14 protein-coding genes and 1 pseudogene are annotated in these 15621 nt (G+C 72.9%); 9 read left to right on the top strand and 6 right to left on the bottom strand.

Annotation, left to right across the window (positions count from 1 at the left end):
• Positions 1–66 precede the first annotated feature (66 nt).
• Both DES41_RS26120 and DES41_RS26115 read right to left on the bottom strand, forming a co-directional pair.
• Positions 67–966, bottom strand: a complete 900-nt coding sequence (locus DES41_RS26120; protein ID WP_114470545.1) for a tetratricopeptide repeat protein — start codon at positions 964–966, stop codon at positions 67–69.
• 129 nt (positions 967–1095) lie between these two features.
• Positions 1096–1287 (bottom strand): hypothetical protein, encoded by a 192-nt coding sequence (locus DES41_RS26115; protein WP_114470544.1) that lies wholly within the window; start codon positions 1285–1287, stop codon positions 1096–1098.
• Between the two features lie 250 nt (positions 1288–1537).
• On the opposite strand from DES41_RS26115, the gene DES41_RS26110 reads away from it, so the two are divergent.
• The 4 genes from DES41_RS26110 (at position 1538) to DES41_RS39300 (ending at position 6414) form a co-directional block, all read left to right on the top strand.
• On the top strand, positions 1538–3106 hold the full coding sequence (locus DES41_RS26110; RefSeq protein ID WP_245965874.1) for an AMP-binding protein: 1569 nt from the start codon (positions 1538–1540) through the stop codon (positions 3104–3106).
• A 3-nt stretch (positions 3107–3109) separates the two neighbouring features.
• The gene (locus DES41_RS26105; RefSeq protein ID WP_114470542.1) at positions 3110–4309 is read left to right on the top strand and encodes an acyl-CoA dehydrogenase family protein; all 1200 of its coding nucleotides are present in this window, start codon (positions 3110–3112) and stop codon (positions 4307–4309) included.
• A gap of 33 nt (positions 4310–4342) precedes the next feature.
• Positions 4343–5335, top strand: a complete 993-nt coding sequence (locus tag DES41_RS26100) for a tripartite tricarboxylate transporter substrate binding protein (protein ID WP_114470541.1) — start codon at positions 4343–4345, stop codon at positions 5333–5335.
• 65 nt (positions 5336–5400) lie between these two features.
• Entirely contained in the window at positions 5401–6414 is a 1014-nt protein-coding gene (locus DES41_RS39300) for a LysR family transcriptional regulator (protein ID WP_114470540.1), read from the top strand.
• Positions 6415–6785: 371 nt separating this feature from the next.
• Here DES41_RS39300 and DES41_RS39295 read toward each other — a convergent pair.
• The 4 genes and pseudogenes from DES41_RS39295 to DES41_RS26075 all read right to left on the bottom strand — a co-directional run.
• Positions 6786–7565, bottom strand: a pseudogene (locus tag DES41_RS39295) (ribosomal protein L7/L12); the annotation flags it as partial.
• Positions 7566–7721: 156 nt separating this feature from the next.
• Positions 7722–8531: an SDR family oxidoreductase gene (locus DES41_RS26085; protein WP_114470538.1), complete on the bottom strand. Its 810-nt coding sequence runs from the start codon at positions 8529–8531 to the stop codon at positions 7722–7724.
• Positions 8532–8533: 2 nt separating this feature from the next.
• A complete protein-coding gene (locus DES41_RS26080; protein WP_245965873.1) occupies positions 8534–9382 on the bottom strand; it encodes a helix-turn-helix domain-containing protein in 849 nt (282 codons plus the stop codon).
• Between the two features lie 35 nt (positions 9383–9417).
• Positions 9418–10620: an acyl-CoA dehydrogenase family protein gene (locus DES41_RS26075; RefSeq protein ID WP_170168290.1), complete on the bottom strand. Its 1203-nt coding sequence runs from the start codon at positions 10618–10620 to the stop codon at positions 9418–9420.
• Positions 10621–10831: 211 nt separating this feature from the next.
• Between DES41_RS26075 and DES41_RS38880 the strand changes: the two genes are divergently transcribed.
• From DES41_RS38880 to DES41_RS26050, 5 genes are all read left to right on the top strand, one after another.
• Complete coding sequence (locus tag DES41_RS38880; RefSeq protein WP_211333079.1) at positions 10832–11284, top strand: septal ring lytic transglycosylase RlpA family protein; 453 nt, start codon at positions 10832–10834, stop codon at positions 11282–11284.
• Positions 11285–11451: 167 nt separating this feature from the next.
• On the top strand, positions 11452–12177 hold the full coding sequence (locus DES41_RS26065; protein WP_170168293.1) for a GntR family transcriptional regulator: 726 nt from the start codon (positions 11452–11454) through the stop codon (positions 12175–12177).
• A 30-nt stretch (positions 12178–12207) separates the two neighbouring features.
• On the top strand, positions 12208–13431 hold the full coding sequence (locus tag DES41_RS26060) for a helix-turn-helix domain-containing protein (RefSeq protein WP_114470536.1): 1224 nt from the start codon (positions 12208–12210) through the stop codon (positions 13429–13431).
• 47 nt (positions 13432–13478) lie between these two features.
• On the top strand, positions 13479–14135 hold the full coding sequence (locus DES41_RS26055) for a Vgb family protein (protein WP_114470535.1): 657 nt from the start codon (positions 13479–13481) through the stop codon (positions 14133–14135).
• A 105-nt stretch (positions 14136–14240) separates the two neighbouring features.
• Positions 14241–15497 (top strand): cation:proton antiporter, encoded by a 1257-nt coding sequence (locus tag DES41_RS26050; RefSeq protein ID WP_114470534.1) that lies wholly within the window; start codon positions 14241–14243, stop codon positions 15495–15497.
• Positions 15498–15621: the final 124 nt, after the last annotated feature.

Below are 15621 nucleotides of genomic sequence, written 5' to 3'. Positions count from 1 at the left end.
CTGACCCCCCAAGGCGCGTGCGCCGCGCCGTGGCGCCCGGCCCGCAGCCGGCTCTTGCGCCGCTGCTCAGACGTCCCAGTTGCCGCCGAGGCCGCCCGCGTCGGCGTCCGCGTCCGTCGCATCGTCCCAGCCGCCACCAGCACCGCGGATGCCGAAGTCCGGATCGGACCAGCCGTCCGCGGCCGGTGCCGCCTGCGCCAGCGGCGCCGCGTAGGGCGCGGGCGCAGCCACGGTGTCGTGGCCGAACAGGCGCCGGCCCAGCTCCTGCCCCGCCACGGCCGCAGCGCCGGCAGCCAGGCCACCGGCCACACCGGCCGCCACATGCGAACCCCAGCCCGGACCGGCCGGAGCCGGCGCGGCCGCTGCGCCACCCCAGGGCGCCGGACCATCGGCGGCCACGGGGCCGCGCGGCCAGGCCATGGACGGGCCCGCCGCGGCCATCGGCGCCATGCCCGGGGCCGGCGGGGCCAGGCGCGGCCGGTTGGCGCGCGTGAGCAGCCAGCCCAGCAGCGCGCCGAAGACCACGGCCAGGGCCAGGCCCCATCCCAGCGACCGTCCATGCGCGGCCTCGGCCGCCGGCATCGTCAACGGGCTGCGGCTGGCCGCCACGGGTGCCTGGTCGAGCACGCGGCGCAGGTGTTGCAGCGACTGGTCCTGCACGAAGGGCAATCCGGGCGCGAGCCGCTCGGCCGTCGCCAGCTCGGTGCGCGCCGGCCCGAGGCGGCCCTGCTGGGCCAGCAACTCGGCTTCGACGTAGTGGGCCTTGGCACTGCCCGGGTGGTCGCGCAGCACCGGGTCCATCATCTGCAGGGCCTGGTCCACATGGCCGCCGTGCGCGGCCTGGTAGACCTGGTCGAGGCTGGCGTCGGCAGCCAGCGCAGGGCCGGCCAGCGCGGCGGCGCAGGCCAGCCCCAGCAGCAGGCGGGCCGCACCGCGGCGGCGGGAAGAGGTGGTCGGATCAAGCATGCGCGTCTCCTGCAGGCGGCAGGACGGGCGCCCTGCCATGGACGCACTGTGGCGCGCGTGCACTGCAGCCCCGTTGCAGCGGCGCGCGCCTGGATGACATTTGCAACGCGGCGCCGATGGCCGCCTGCGTCAGCGCGGATCCAGCCAAGCCTCGCGCGAGCGGTCGTGGCTGTCGAGCCGGCACACCGGTCGCTCCGGCCGGCCCGCGCGCTGCACGGCTGGCGGCGCCGCCGGCACGGGGGCAGGCGCTTCCCGCTTCCACAGTTGCAAGGGGCAGCGGGCGGAATTGTGGCCTTCGCGGCCGCAGGCGATGCAGTGCATGGCGTACTCCTCAATCGATCTCCAGCTTGCGCCTGCCGCCGCCCTGCGCACCAGCGCGGTTGGCCGATCTTCGCGTCGGCAGCTGCGCACAGCGCGCCGGCCGATGCGCACAGGCCTGTCGGACGGGGCGCCGCAGGCCATCAAACAAATCAATGGGTGTGCATCAGCAATCCGTATTTCCGTGATGGCCGGGGTTCTGGAACAGTGCCCTCACCGCAGCGCACCGCGCCGCCACACTGGAGACAAGCCCTTGACCGCGCCATCCTCTCGCCCCGTGACCAACGTGGCCGCCCTCGTCGCCCGCAGTGCGCGGCGCCATGCCGCGCGCCCGGCCATCGTCACGCCCGAACGCAGCCTCAGCTACGCCGAACTCGATGCGCGCGCCAACCGCCTGGCCAACGCCCTGCTGGGCCTGGGCCTGGCGCGTGGTGACCGCGTCGGCATCTACCTGCCCAACTGCGCCGAGATCGTCGAGACCGAACTGGCCTGCTACAAGGCCGCGCTGGTCAAGGCGCCCTACAACGCGCGGCTGTCGCCGGCCGAGGTGGGCGCCACCGTGGACAACAGCGAGGCCAGCCTGGTGATCACCACGGCGGCGCGCGCCGAGGCCTTCCGCCCGCACGTGCGCGGCGCCATGCCGCGCCTGCTGCTGCTCGACGGCCCGGCCGGCAGCGGCTACGAGGCCCTGCTGGCCCGCGCCAGCGACCGCTTCGAGGCCGTGGCCGTGCACGCCGACGAGCTGGCCGTGCTGCACTACACCTCGGGCTCCTCGGGCGTGCTGAAGGCGGCGATGCAGACCTTCGGCAACCGGCTCGCGCAGCTGCGCAAGTTTTTGATGCGGCCGGACACCACGCGGCCGGACCACATCCTCGGCCTGGTCGGCCCGGTCACGCACGCCTCGGGCATGCAGCTGGTGCCGGCGCTGTGCAGCGGCACCACAGTGCGGCTGTTCAGCGGCTTCGAGCCCGGCCGCTTCCTGGCCGAGATGCGGGCCGAGCGCGTGACCCACACCTTCCTCGTGCCGACGATGATCAACATGCTGCTCGCCGAGCTCGAGGGGCAGTATCGGCCGCTGCCCGATCTGCAGCGCCTGGGCTACGGCGCCGCGCCCATGGCGCCGGCCCGCATCCTGCGCGCGATGGACGTGTTCGGCCCCGTGCTGTCGCAAGGCTACGGCGCGGGCGAGACCACCTCGGGCGTCTGCGGCCTCAGCGTGGAAGACCATCTGCACGCCCGCGCAGCGCGGCCCGAGCGCCTGGCCTCCTGCGGCCGGCCGCTGCTCGAATGCGACGTGCAGATCCTGGACGACGCCGGCCAGCCCGTGGGCCTGGGCGAGATCGGCGAGATCGTGGTCGGCGGCGAGGACGTGTTCGCCGGCTACTGGCGCGCGCCTGAGCTCACGGCCGAGGTGCTCAAGGACGGCCGCTACCACACCGGCGACCTCGCGCGGCTGGACGAGGAAGGCTTCGTCTACATCGTCGACCGCAAGAAGGACATGGTCATCAGCGGCGGCTTCAACGTCTATCCCTCCGAGGTCGAGGCCGTGCTCTACCAGCACGACGCCGTGGCCGAGGCCTGCGTGTTCGCCGTGCCCGACGACAAGTGGGGCGAGTCCGTCGCCGCCCACGTGGTGCTCAAGCCTGGCCAGGCCGCGGACGCGCGTGCGCTGGACGCCTTCTGCGCCGAGCGGCTGGCCGGCTTCAAGCGGCCGCGCCACCTGGAATTCGTCGCCGCGCTGGAGAAGAACAGCAACGGCAAGGTGGCCCGCAAGGCCATCCAGGCGCCCTACTGGGCCCAGCACGACCGCAAGGTGAACTGAACCATGACCGCCATCCCCCAACCCCTGTTCGACGGCCCTTTCGAGGGCAGTGCCCGCGCCGCCGAGATCGTCGCCCGTGTGCAGGACTTCCTGCACGGAGAACTGGCCGAACTGGCCCGCGCCCACGGCATCGACCACGAGCACGGCGCCGACCGCGCGCTGCTGCAGCAGGTCTGGCGCCGCGCCCACGCGCTGGGCTTCTACGGCATGACGCTGCCCGAGGAGATGGGCGGCCTCGGCCTGCCGGTGCTCGACCATGTGCTCATCAAAGAAGCCATCTACGCCAGCGGCTCGCCGTTCGCGCCGCACGTGTTCGGCGAACTCAGCGGCCCGCCGCGCGTGGGCGCGCTGGCACGCCAGGCCACACCGCAGCAGATGGCGCAGTTCATCGTGCCCGTGGCCCAGGCCGAGATGGCGATCTGCTTCGCGCTGACCGAGGCCGAGGCCGGCTCGGACGCCGGCGCCGTGCAGACGCGCGCCGTGCTCGAAGGCGAGCACTACGTCGTGAACGGGCGCAAGCGCTTCATCTCGGGCTCGCCCTTCGCCGATGCGGCCGTGCTGCTGGCCTCCACCGCCGCCGAGGGCGCGGCCGAGCGCGAGGTCACGGCCTTCTTCGTCGACCTGCGCAGCCCCGGCGCGCGCGTGGAGTCGGGCTACAAGACCATGGCCGGGCAGACCAGCACCGGCGACATCGTGCTGGAGGACTGCCGCGTGCCGCTGGCCAACCGCATCGGCGCGCCCGGCCGCGGCCTGGCGCTGGCGCTGGGCCGCATCAGCGTGAACCGGCTGCTGCACTGCCCGGCCATGCTGGGCCTGGCGCAGCTGGCGTTGCGCGACGCACGCGACTACGCGCTGCAGCGCCGCCAGTTCGGCCGCAGCATCGCGCAGTTCCAGGCCATCCAGCACATGCTGGCCGAGATGGCGACCGAGCTGGCCGCGGCGCGCGCACTGATGCTGGGCACGGCCCGCGCGCTGGACGCGGGCGGCGCCGCCCGCGCCGAGACCTCGATGGCCAAGCTGTTCTGCTCGGAGACCGCGTTCCGCGTGGCCGACCGGGCGGTGCAGATCCATGGCGGCGAGGGCATCGTGCAGGGCCGGCGCGTGGAGTTCCTGTTCCGCATGCTGCGCATGTACCGCGTGCTGACGGGCACCAGCGAGATCCAGAAGAACACCATCGCCAAGGAATTGCTCGAATCCGCCTGAGCGGGCTTGGCCAAGAACTCCGGAGACAGACAGATGACGACACCATTCGACCCGCACCGCCGCGCCCTGCTAAGCGCCGGCCTGGCCGCCGCGCTGGCGCCCCTTGCACCCATGGCCCACGCCGCCGATCCCTACCCCAGCCGCCCGATCAAGTGGCTGCTGCCCTACCTGGCCGCCACCGGCCCGGACAACACGGCCCGCATCCTGGCCGAGGCCGTGGGCCCGCTGCTGGGCCAGCCCGTGGTGATCGAGAACAAGGGCGGCGCGGCTGGCAACATCGGCGCGCGGCTGGCGGCCAAGGCACCGGCGGACGGCTACACCTGGGTCTACTCGGCCGCACCCATGGCGGCCAACATGCGCATGTACCGGCAACCAGGCTTCGATGCGCTGAAGGACTTCCGCCACGTGATGCGGCTCACGAGCTCGGACATCGTGCTGATCGTGCGTGCGGACTCCGGCATCGACAGCGTGCAGGCGCTGGCCGCCCGGCTGCGCGCCGCGCCCGGCACGCTTGAATACGCCTCGGGCGGCGTGGGCACGCCCTCGCACCTGGGCATGGAGCTGCTGCTCAGCGCGCTGGACGCACGCGCGCTGCACGTGCCCTACAAGGGGGCCTCCGAGCTCGTCAACGCCGTGCTGGGCAAGCAGGTGGTGTTCGGCACGCCCATCCTGTCGGTGCCCTACCAGCAGATCAAGGCCGGCCAGCTGCGCGCGCTGGCCGTCGCGGGCCCGCGCCGCAACCCCATGCTGCCGCAGGTGCCCACGCTGGCCGAGGCCGGCGTGCCGGGCGTCGAGCTGGTGTCCTGGGGCGGCGTGTCTGTGCCGGCCGGCACGCCGGACGCGGTGGTCGAGCGCATCCGCGCCGCCTTTCGCACCGCGCTGCAGCAGCCGCAGGTGGTCGAGGCCCTGCAGGCCCAGGGCGGCGGCGTGGACATGCAGGACGGCGAGGACTACGTGCGCGGCTTCACCCGCGAGATGGCCTTCACCGAGGCCATGATGAAGCGCGTGGGGCTGGCGCCGATGTGAGGCCTGCGGCCAGCCGCAGCGCCGCAGGCCGGCGCGGCGCCGGGCCCGGTCTTACAGTGGCGCCCGTGGAACTCCGAACCCTGCGCTACTTCATCGCCGTGCTGGAGGCAGGCAGCCTGTCGCGTGCGGCCAGCACCCTGTACGTGGCCCAGCCCGCGCTGACGGCACAGATCCGCAAGCTGGAGGACGACCTCGGCGCGCAGCTGTTCGAACGCTCGCACGCCGGCATGACCCCCACGCCGGCCGGGCTGCAGCTGTACCAGGACGCACGCCGCCTGCTGTCCGACGCCGCCGCCGTGCGCGAGCGCGTGCGCAGCCTGCCGCAGGGGCCCGAGGGCTCGGTCACCGTGGCCCTGCCGTTCCTGCTGGCCTCGTTGCTGATGGGCCCGGTGCTGACGGCACTGAAGGCCTCGCACCCGCGCATCCGCGTGTTCGTGCTCGACGACCTGAGCCTGCTCGTACGCAAGGCCATGGTGGACCGCCGCGCCGATGTCGGCATCCTGGTGGACACCGCCCAGGTCGACGGGCTGCGCAGCCGCCCCTTCGCACGCGAGGCCATGTACTTCTGCGGCCACGACACGGCGGGCACGGTGGCGCCGCTGCTGCAACGCGGCGCGCCGCGCACGCGCCATCCGCGCATTGCGTTCGCCGATGCGGCCGCCCAGCCGCTGGTGCTGCAGTCGCGCCGCTTCTCGATCCGCCAGCGCGTGGAGGAGGCCGCCGCCAGCCAGGACGTGGTGCTCAACATCGCGCACGAGCACGATTCGGCACGTGTGATCCGCTCGCTCTATGCCAGCGGTGCCGGCTTCACGTTCACACCCGCCTGCGCCCTGCCCGACGCCGGGCGCCGCGCGGCGCCCTGGCTGGTGGCCCGCGTGGTCGAGCCCGAACTGCAGCGCAGCTACAGCCTCGCCACGGCCGCCGACAGGCCGCTGGACGCTGCGGCCACGGTGGTGGTGCAGGCGCTCGAACACCAGGCGCGCGCCTTGATCGCGAACGGCCGTTGGGAAGCCGAGTGGCTGGGCGAGACCGATGCGCCACCCGCCACGCGGGCCAGGGCCCGGCGCCCCGCGCGGTAGGCGGCGGCCACCGGGCGCCAGCGCCCGCCGAACGGAACCGCCCGCAGGCCCAGCAGCGCCAGTGCCCACAGCGCGAGCGTGGGCGGTTCGGGCACCTCGGCGGGCGGCGTGGCATCACCCGCGAGGTACAGGTCGGAGCGGCCGGTGGCATCCGTCACCTTCAGACCGAGCACGAACTGCCCGCGCTCCCATGCGGCCAGCAGGTCGGCGAAGACACCCTGCAGATCGAGCGTGAGCCACAGGCTCGGCGTGGCGTCGGGATCGTCGTAGGCGAAGGCCAGGCCGATGTCGGGCACGAAGCCGGCACTGCCCGGCGGCAGCGCGATCGGCACGCCGCCCAAGCTGCCGCCGACCGGAGTCAACGCCACCGTGGCGCCGCTCTCCTGCAGCGCCTGGCGCGCCGCCTCCACGTCCGCCGCCAGCACGTTGGCCAGGATGACGGAAGGTGCGCCGTCCACCAGTTTCTTGGCCTCCGTCAGGCTCAGCCCCGTCAGGTCGCGCACCACCTTGATGACGGCGACCTTGCGGGGGCCGACGCTGGACAGCACCAGGTCGTAAGCCGTCGGCGCGGCGCCGGGCAGCGAGGCTCCTTCGTTCGCGCCGGCAGGCACGGACGGGTTCTGGCGGCTGTTGAGCGCCACCACGGCGCCGGCGCTCTCCAGCGCCTGCTTCAGTTGCGCATTGCCGTCGGGGCTGGAGGCCGTGCGGACCACGGTGGGCGCACGGTCCACCAGGTCTTTCGCGGCGCCGGGCGTGATGCCCAGCGCGTCCGACAGCGTCTTGATCACCGCGATCTTGCGGCTGCCCGGGTCGGTCAGCAGCACATCGTAGAGCCGGGTCTCGGCCAGGCGCACCCGCGGACCGCCCGACAGGCTGTCCCGGGCGATGGCGCCCGTGGTGTCCTGCAGGTACAGGCCGGTGATCCGGGCGCCCGGCCCGCCGGCCGTCGTCAGCTGCAGCTGGGCCTGGCTGGCGTTGTCGGCCGGCTCCAGCGCCGCGATGAAGCGGCCTTCGGTGTCCGGCGTGCCGTTGTCCGTTGCCTTGTGCAACACGATGGGCGCGGCGTGCGCCTGCTGCCATGGGCCGGCGAGCAGAACCCCGCAGAACACCGCCAACGCCACCGCAGCGGCACGCAAGCACGTCTTGACCATCGCGAACCTCCGAGATTCCAGCACGGGAGCCCCGGTGCAGGCGCACCATGCGCCACGGGGGTGGTGGCGCGAGTATGGGGAGGCCGTGCGCCCGCGAACATCCCGCGATCGCGGGACGCGCCGGTGCGGCCGGGCCGCCCGGCAGCGCGGCGCCGCTCAGCCCGTGGCGCGGCGGCCTGCGGCTTCCAGCGCCGGCTTGACGCTCTCGAGCGCGCCGCCGCCATCGCAGGGGATCAGCGCCCCCGAGATGTAGGCCGCATAGGGCGAGCCCAGGAACAACGCCAGGTTGGCGATGTCGTCCAGGCTGCCGAAGCGCTGCAGCGGCACCTGGTCGAGCGCGAAAGCGCGGTCTTCGGCCGTCGGCGCCATCAGCTTGCGGAAGCCCTCGGTGCCGTCGATGGGGCCGGGCGAGATCGAGTTCACGCGGATGCCCTCGCCGCCCCACTCCAGCGCCAGCGTGCGCGTGAGCTGGTCCACGCCGGCCTTGGCCGCGCTGGCATGGGCCTGGTAGCGCATCGGCACGAAGGACTGCGGCGCCGTGATCTGGATCACCGACGCCCCCGGTCTGCGCAGGTGCGCATGCGCCTGGCGCAGCACGTGGAAGCTGCCGACCAGGTCGATGTCCACCACCACCTTGAAGCCGTTGGACGACATGGCCTCGGCCGCGCACAGGAAGTTGCCGGCCGCGCCGGAGACCAGCACATCGACCGGGCCGAAACGCGCGACCGACTGCGCAAACGCCCCGCCCACGGCGTCGAAGTCGCGCACATCGGCCACGACGCCCAGCACCTCGCCGCCGGCCGTGCTCAGCTGCGCCACCGCGGCGTCCACGTTCTCCCGCCGGCGGCTGGCCACGGTCACGCGCGCGCACTGCCGCGCGAACGCCTGTGCAATGCCGAAATTGATGCCCGTGGTGCCGCCGAACACCACGACATGGCGGCCGGCATAGTCGAGATCGATCTGCATCTTCAGTGGTAACCGAGGCGTGGCACACCGGCGCCGCTGGCGTACAACGCGAGCTTGCGGCTCCCCGCGAAGATGGACTTGGGCGTGAGCCCGTAGACCTGGCGGATCGAGTGGCTGAAATGCGTGGAATCGGGGTAGCCCGCGTCCAGCGCGATGTCGGTGAGGTTGCTGCTTTGCGTCACGTAGTACAGCAGGCTGCGCGCGCGCTGCCAGGTGCGAAAGCTGCGGAACGGCGAGCCGGTCTCGGCCTTGAACAGGTGCAGGAAGCGCGAGACCGACAGGTGCGCGGCCACCGCGCACTCCTGCGCCGAGACATGGCCGTTGGGGTCGGACTTGATGCGGTCCAGCACGGCCTGCACGCGCGCATCGAGCGCCCGGGTGCGCAGCGGTGCGCCGAAGAAGGCCTCGTCGAAGGCCGCCGTGCTCGCGTAGCGCCGGTTGTCGGCGCGGCGCAGGATGTCCAGCGCCTCGCGCATGCGCTGCAACGCCGCCGGTGCGTCCACGGCGCCCCGGCCCGCGCGCAGGTGCGCCGGCAGCGCCGCCACGTCCACCGTCTCGGCCTCGACCAGCAAGTTGCAGATCATGCGTTCGCCGGAGACGATGCGGTGGCGCACATAGGGCGGCACGACCGAGACCGCGCAATCCTGCCAATCGCCGCCGTCCACGCAGATGCGGTGCGTGCCGCGCAGCGAGAGGTAAACGGAGAAGCCGCCGAAGCAGCGCACCGTGGGCTCGCCCAGCAGGCCCAGGTAGAGCACGCGGTCGGCGTTGATCCACATCATGCGTTGCCGGTCGGCATCGGGCGGCGGGCGCGCGCCCTGCAGGCCGCTGCCCTGGAAATCGATCTGCATGCCTTGTCTCCTGTTGCTGCTGGTGCGGCTGGCGCTCAGCGGTACTTTGCCAGTTCGAGCTTGCCGATCTGCGCGCAATGGACTTCGTCCGGACCGTCCGCCAGCCGCAGCAGCCGGGCGGTGGCGTAGGCCGCCGCGATGCCCAGGTCGTTGTTGGTGCCGCCGCCGCCATGCGCCTGGATCACCCAGTCGATGACCTGGCAGGCCATCTGCGGGGCCGCCACCTTGATCATCGCGATCTCGGCCTTGGCCGCCTTGTTGCCCACGGTGTCCATGCGGTGCGCCGCGTTGAGCGTGAGCAGCCGCGCCTGGTCGATCAGGATGCGCGACTGGGCGATGCGCTCCAGCGTCACGCCCTGCTGGGCCAGTGTCTTGCCGAAGGCAGTGCGCGACAGGCTGCGCCGGCACATGCGCTCCAGCATGCGCTCTGCCAGGCCGATCAGCCGCATGCAGTGGTGGATGCGGCCCGGCCCCAGCCGGCCCTGCGCGATCTCGAAGCCGCGGCCCTCGCCCAGCAGCATGTTCGACACCGGCACGCGCACGTTCTCGAAGACCACCTCGGAGGCGCGGTCCGGCACGCCGTAGAAGCCGAACACCGGGATGGCGCGCAGCACCTGGACGCCCGGCGTGTCCATGGGCACGAGCACCATGGACTGCTGGCGGTGGCGGTCGGCGTTGTCGGGGTCGGACTTGCCCATGAAGATGCAGACCGCGCAGCGCGGGTCGGTCGCGTTGGTCGTGTACCACTTGTGGCCGTTGATGACGTAGTGGTCGCCATCGCGCACGATGGAGCTTTCGATGTTGGTGGCGTCGCTGGAGGCCACGGCCGGCTCGGTCATCGCGAAGCACGAGCGGATCTCGCCGGCCAGCAGCGGCTTGAGCCAGCGCTCCTGGTGCTCTGGCGTGGCGTAGCGGGCCAGCACCTCCATGTTGCCGGTGTCCGGCGCCGAGCAGTTGAAGACCTCGGGCGCCAGGTGCGACCTGCCCATGATCTCGCACAGCGGCGCGTACCCGAAGTTGGTGAGGCCGGCGCCGTGCTCGGAAGCCGGCAGGAACAGGTTCCACAGGCCGGCCGCGCGCGCCAGCGGCTTGAGTTCGTCCAGCACCGGTGCCACCTTCCAGGGCCCCAGTTCCTCGGCCTCGCGGTAGTAGCGCTGCTCGTTGGGGTAGATGTGCGCCTCCATGAAGGCCGCGAGGCGCTGCTGCAGATCCTGGACCTTGGGCGGGAACTCGTACACGTCTTCCTTTCGGGGCGGCAGGCGTACCGCGGGGGGAACGGGCAGGAAAGGCACCCGCGCGGGCACCTGCTTGGCGCCGGATGGTAGGGCTGGATTGTCAGACAATCATCAGGGTTTGTCCGGCGTAGTGCTGCGATGGCGCAAGCGTAGCCGGCGCCACGCCCGGCGTCTTGCGCCCAGGCACTGTGGCCTGCGCGAGAATGCCGGGGCCATGGAGTTCCTGCCCTTCTTCCGTGCTGCCCGCCGCGCGGCCCGCCTTGCCGGCTGTTGCGCCGCCCTGCTGCTCGCCTGCGCCGCGCCCGCCAGCGCGCAGCCGGCCAGCGGTGCGCCGGCCGGCCTGCTGGCCGACACCGTCCATGCACTGGAGGGCAGGCTGACCTACTACGCGCGCCGGCTCGCCGGCCGCCCGACGGCCAGCGGCGAGCGCTTCGACCCGGAGAAGATGACCATGGCGCACGAGACGCTGCCGTTCGGCACCCTGGTGCGCGTGACCAACCTGCTCAACCGGCGCAGCGTGGTGGTGCGCGTGAACGACCGCGGTGCCTGGAGCACCGACCGCATCGGCGACGTCTCGACAGCGGCCGCGCGCGAGCTGGGCATGCTGGGGCGCGGTGTCGTGCGCGCCCAGCTGGAGCTGGTCGAAGCCAGCCACACGCCGCAGTAACGGCGGGTTCGGTGCCGGGGCACGCTGCAGCCGATGCCAGGTTGCAGGCCGCAAATGTCCGCCGATATTGCCGGACAATCTGCCGACGATGGCGCATGGTGCGCAAGGCGGCGATGCCGCCGCGCGCTTCTTGCGGAACGCAGCATCGCGCAGACCGAGGCAGACCTGTGAACACCACCCTACCCCAGAGCGCGGCGCCCGCGGCACGCGCGGCCCTGCGCGCAGGCGCACCGGCAGAACGCCACCCGCGCAGCACGCCCGACCGCGTGGCCGATGCAATCAGCAAGGGCATCCTGATGCGCCGCTTCGCGGTGGGCCAGCGCCTGGTGGAGGCAGATCTCACCCGTGAACTGCAGGTCAGCCGCAGCACGGTGCGCGAGGCCCTGCGCATCCTGGCCGCCAGCGGCGTGGTCGAGCTCACGCCGCACCGCGGCGCCGTGATCCGCTCGCTCACGCACGAGGACGCGGCCAACCTGCTGGGGGTGCTGGAGGTGCTGTCGGGCCTGGCGGCCCGGCTGGCCGCGGTGCACATCGGCATCGGCGACAACGCGCGCCGCTTCGCCGCCGCGGCGCACAAGCTCGTCACCGCCGACACACCCGAGGCACTGGACCGCGTGCTCGATGCACGCGCCAACTACTACAAGGTGATGTTCGACATCGCCGGCAACCGGGAACTCGACCGCGTGCTGCCGCAATCGCGCGCCCACCTGTTCCGTGCCCAGTTCTACCATGCACTGACGGCGGCCGACCTGCGCGCCATGGTGGCCGAGTACCGCGGCATCACCGAGGCCATCCTGGCCAGCGACCCGGCCCTGGCCGAGAAGCGCATGCGCAGGCATCTGCAGAAGTCCGGCGAGCGCACGCTGCCGCGCATGGCGCGGCTGTCGCTCTAGCGGCAGGCGCGGCGCGCCCACAATGCGCGCATGCAGGCCCTCGCCACCGCCGCCGCCCGCGCACTTGCCATCGGCGATGCGCTGGGCGCGCTGCGCCTCATCGCCTTGCACGACGACCCCACGGCGCTGGCGCTGCGCGGCATCGCCATGGCCCAGCTCGGCGAGCACGGGCGCGCCCGCGCACTGCTGCGCCGCGCGGCCCGCGGCTTCGGCCCGCGTGCCACGGTCGCGCGGGCGCGCTGCGTGGTGGCCGAGGCCGAGATCGCGCTGGCTGTGCGCGAACTGGGCGGCCCCGCGCGCCCACTGCTGGCCGCACTGGCCACACTGGAGGCGCAGGGCGACCTGGCCAACGCACTGCTGGCGCGGCTGGTGGCGGTGCGGCGCGCGCTGCTGCTGGGCCGGCTCGGCGATGCAGCGCAGGCGCTCGCGCCGCTGCATCCCGCACCGGCCATGCCCGCGCGGCTGCGCGCCGTGGCCGAGCTCTGCGCGGCCGAGCTCGACCTGCGTGCGCTGCGCACCGGCCCTGCGCGCGCCGCGCTGGCGCGCGCGCAGGAGGCCGCTGCGCGGGCGGGCGTGCCCGCCCTGCAGGCCGAGGTGGCTGCGGCCCAGGCCGCACTGGAGTGCCCGGCCGCCCGGCGCGTCGACCAGGGCCGCGCCGAAGCGCTGACGCTCGATGCGGTGGCCGCCCTGCTCGCCTCGGGCGCGCTGGTGGTCGACGGATGCCGCCGTGGCCTGCAATGCGGGCCGCACTGGATCGCGCTGGCACGCCGGCCCGTGCTGTTCACGCTCGCGCGCGCACTGGCCGAGGCCTGGCCCGGCGCGGCCGACCGCACAGCGCTGATCGCCACGGCCTTTCGCATCCGCCAGCCCGACGAGACGCACCGCGCCCGGCTGCGCGTCGAACTGGGCCGGCTGCGCGCGCTGCTCAAGGGCTGCGCGGGGGTCGAGGCCACGGCCACGGGCTATGCGCTGCGGCCAGCGGCGGCGCCAGAGGTCGCGGTGCTCGCACCCCCGATCGCCGGAGAACAGGCCGCGCTGCTCGCGCTGCTGTCCGATGGCGCGGCCTGGTCCACCTCGGCACTGGCGCTGGCACTGGACGCGAGCCAGCGCACCATGCAACGGGCGCTCGTGGAACTGGCAGAACAAGGCCGCGTGCGCGCGGTCGGCCAGGCCCGCGCAAGGCGCTGGCTGGCGCCCCCGCTGGCCGGATTCACGACGGTCTTGTTACTCCCCATGGCGCTGCCCCCGGGCTAACAATGGCTTCACCAGGCGCCCTTCGGTGCCGCCACAGGAGAAGCCCGATGTCCACCGCAACCCAAGCCCCCGTCCACACCGCCGAAGTCGTGCGGGAGTACGGCCCCTTCCCCGCCGCCCCACGCGTGCACGGCGTCTCGCACGATGGCCGCCAGGTCTGGGCCGCGACCGATGGCGCGCTGCGCGCGTTCGACCCCGCGACCGGCGAGCCCACGCGCCAGCTGGACCGCGCCTGCGACGCCGGCACGGCCTACGACGGCAAGCACCTCTGGCAGATCGCCGGCGCGCGCATCGAGAAGCTCGACCCGGCCACGGGCGAGATCCTGCACGCCATCCCCGCGCCCGGCGAGGGCAAGGACTCGGGCCTGACCTGGGCCGAGGGGCACCTGTGGGTCGGCCAGTACAGCGACCGCGCCATCCACCAGATCGACCCGGCCACCGGCGCCGTGCTGCGCACCATCGCATCCGATCGCTTCGTGACCGGCGTGACCTGGGTGGAAGGCGAACTCTGGCACGGCACCTGGGAGCACGACGAGAGCGAGCTGCGCCGCCTCGACCCGGCCAGCGGCGCCGTGCGCGAGCGCCTGCGCATGCCCAGCGGCCTGCACGTGAGCGGCCTGGAATGGGACGGCGCCGGCCTGTTCTACTGCGGTGGCGGCTCCAGCGGCAAGGTGCGCGCGGTGCGCCGGCCGCGGCACGGCTGACCAGGACCATGATCTCGGGACTCGCGCCCAAGACTTCGTACGGCGAATCTCGCAGCCGCCGCCACGGCAGAATGGCCGCCCGCCGCATGGCGGGAAGGATGCCCTGTGCCGACCAACCAGCTCTCCGTCTACTTTTTCCTGCAGATCGCGGTGATCATCGCCAGCGCCCAACTGGTGGGCCGCTTGGCCCAGCGCCTGGGTCAGCCCCAGGTGGTCGGCGAGATGATTGCGGGCGTGCTGCTGGGGCCCTCGCTGTTCGGCTGGCTGTGGCCGCAGGCGCAGCAGGCCCTGTTTCCCAAGGAAACGCTGGGCATGCTCTACGTGGGGGCCCAGCTCGGCGTGGGGCTGTACATGTTTCTCGTCGGCACGGAGTTTCAGGCCGGGCACTTCCGCAGGCGGCTGCGCAGCGCGGCGTCGGTATCGCTGGCCGGCGTGCTGGTGCCCTTCGTGCTGGCGTTCGCGCTGGTGCCGGCGCTGCACGACGTGCCCGGCCTGTTCGCCGCGCGCGTGCAGCCGCTGGAAGCATCGCTGTTCCTGGGCGCCGCGATCGCGATCACGGCCTTCCCGATGCTGGCGCGCATCATCCAGGAGCGCGGCCTGGCCGGCACCTCGCTCGGCACGCTGGCCTTGACCGCGGGCGCGGTGGACGATGCGCTGGCCTGGTGCATCCTGGCCGTGGTGCTGGCCAGCTTCGGCGGTTCCTGGGGCGGGGCCTGGCTGGCCATCGGCGGCGGCGCCGCCTATGCACTGTTCATGGTGTGCGTGGGCACGCGGCTGCTGCGCGGGCTCGGCAGGGGCCTGCAGGCTGGCATGCCCGTGGGCAATGCCTCGCTGGCCATCGTTCTGGTGCTGTTCGCGCTCAGCGCGTTCGCCATGGACGCCATCGGCATCCACGCCGTGTTCGGTGGCTTCCTGCTCGGCGCCTGCATGCCGCGCGGGGTCTTTGTGCAAAAACTGCGCGAGCAGTTGCAGCCGTTTGTCGTGGTCTTCCTGCTGCCGATGTTCTTCACCTACTCGGGGCTCAACACGCGCCTGGACGTGCTGTTCGATCCGGCCATCGGCGTCGCCGCGCTGGCCATCCTGGCGGCCTCGTTCGGCGGCAAGGGCCTGGCGTGCTGGGCCGCCGCCCGGCTGGCCGGCGAGCCGCAGCGCGATGCCCTGGCGATCGGGGCGCTGATGAACGCGCGTGGCCTCATGGAGCTGATCATCATCAACATCGGCTTGCAGGCCGGCGTCATCCTGCACGGGCTCTTCGCCATCCTGGTGCTGATGGCCATCGCCTCGACGCTGCTGGCCACGCCGGCGTTCAACTGGGCCATGCGCGCGCAACGCGACGAGGTGTCCGGCAGAGCAACGCGCTAGCGGCGCGACCCAGCCCCTCGGCAGGATCGATCGGAATCACGGCCACCCACCGCCTTGGAATCGGGAGCCACGAAAGACCGGTCCAACGCTGGTTGCGGTCGGCCGAGTCCGTCCCAAGGACGCA

It is taken from the genome of Pseudorhodoferax soli (assembly GCF_003337555.1).
Taxonomy (GTDB): domain Bacteria; phylum Pseudomonadota; class Gammaproteobacteria; order Burkholderiales; family Burkholderiaceae_C; genus Pseudorhodoferax; species Pseudorhodoferax soli.
Note: the sequence above shows the minus strand (reverse complement) of the source record. Positions and strands in the feature narration are given on the sequence as shown.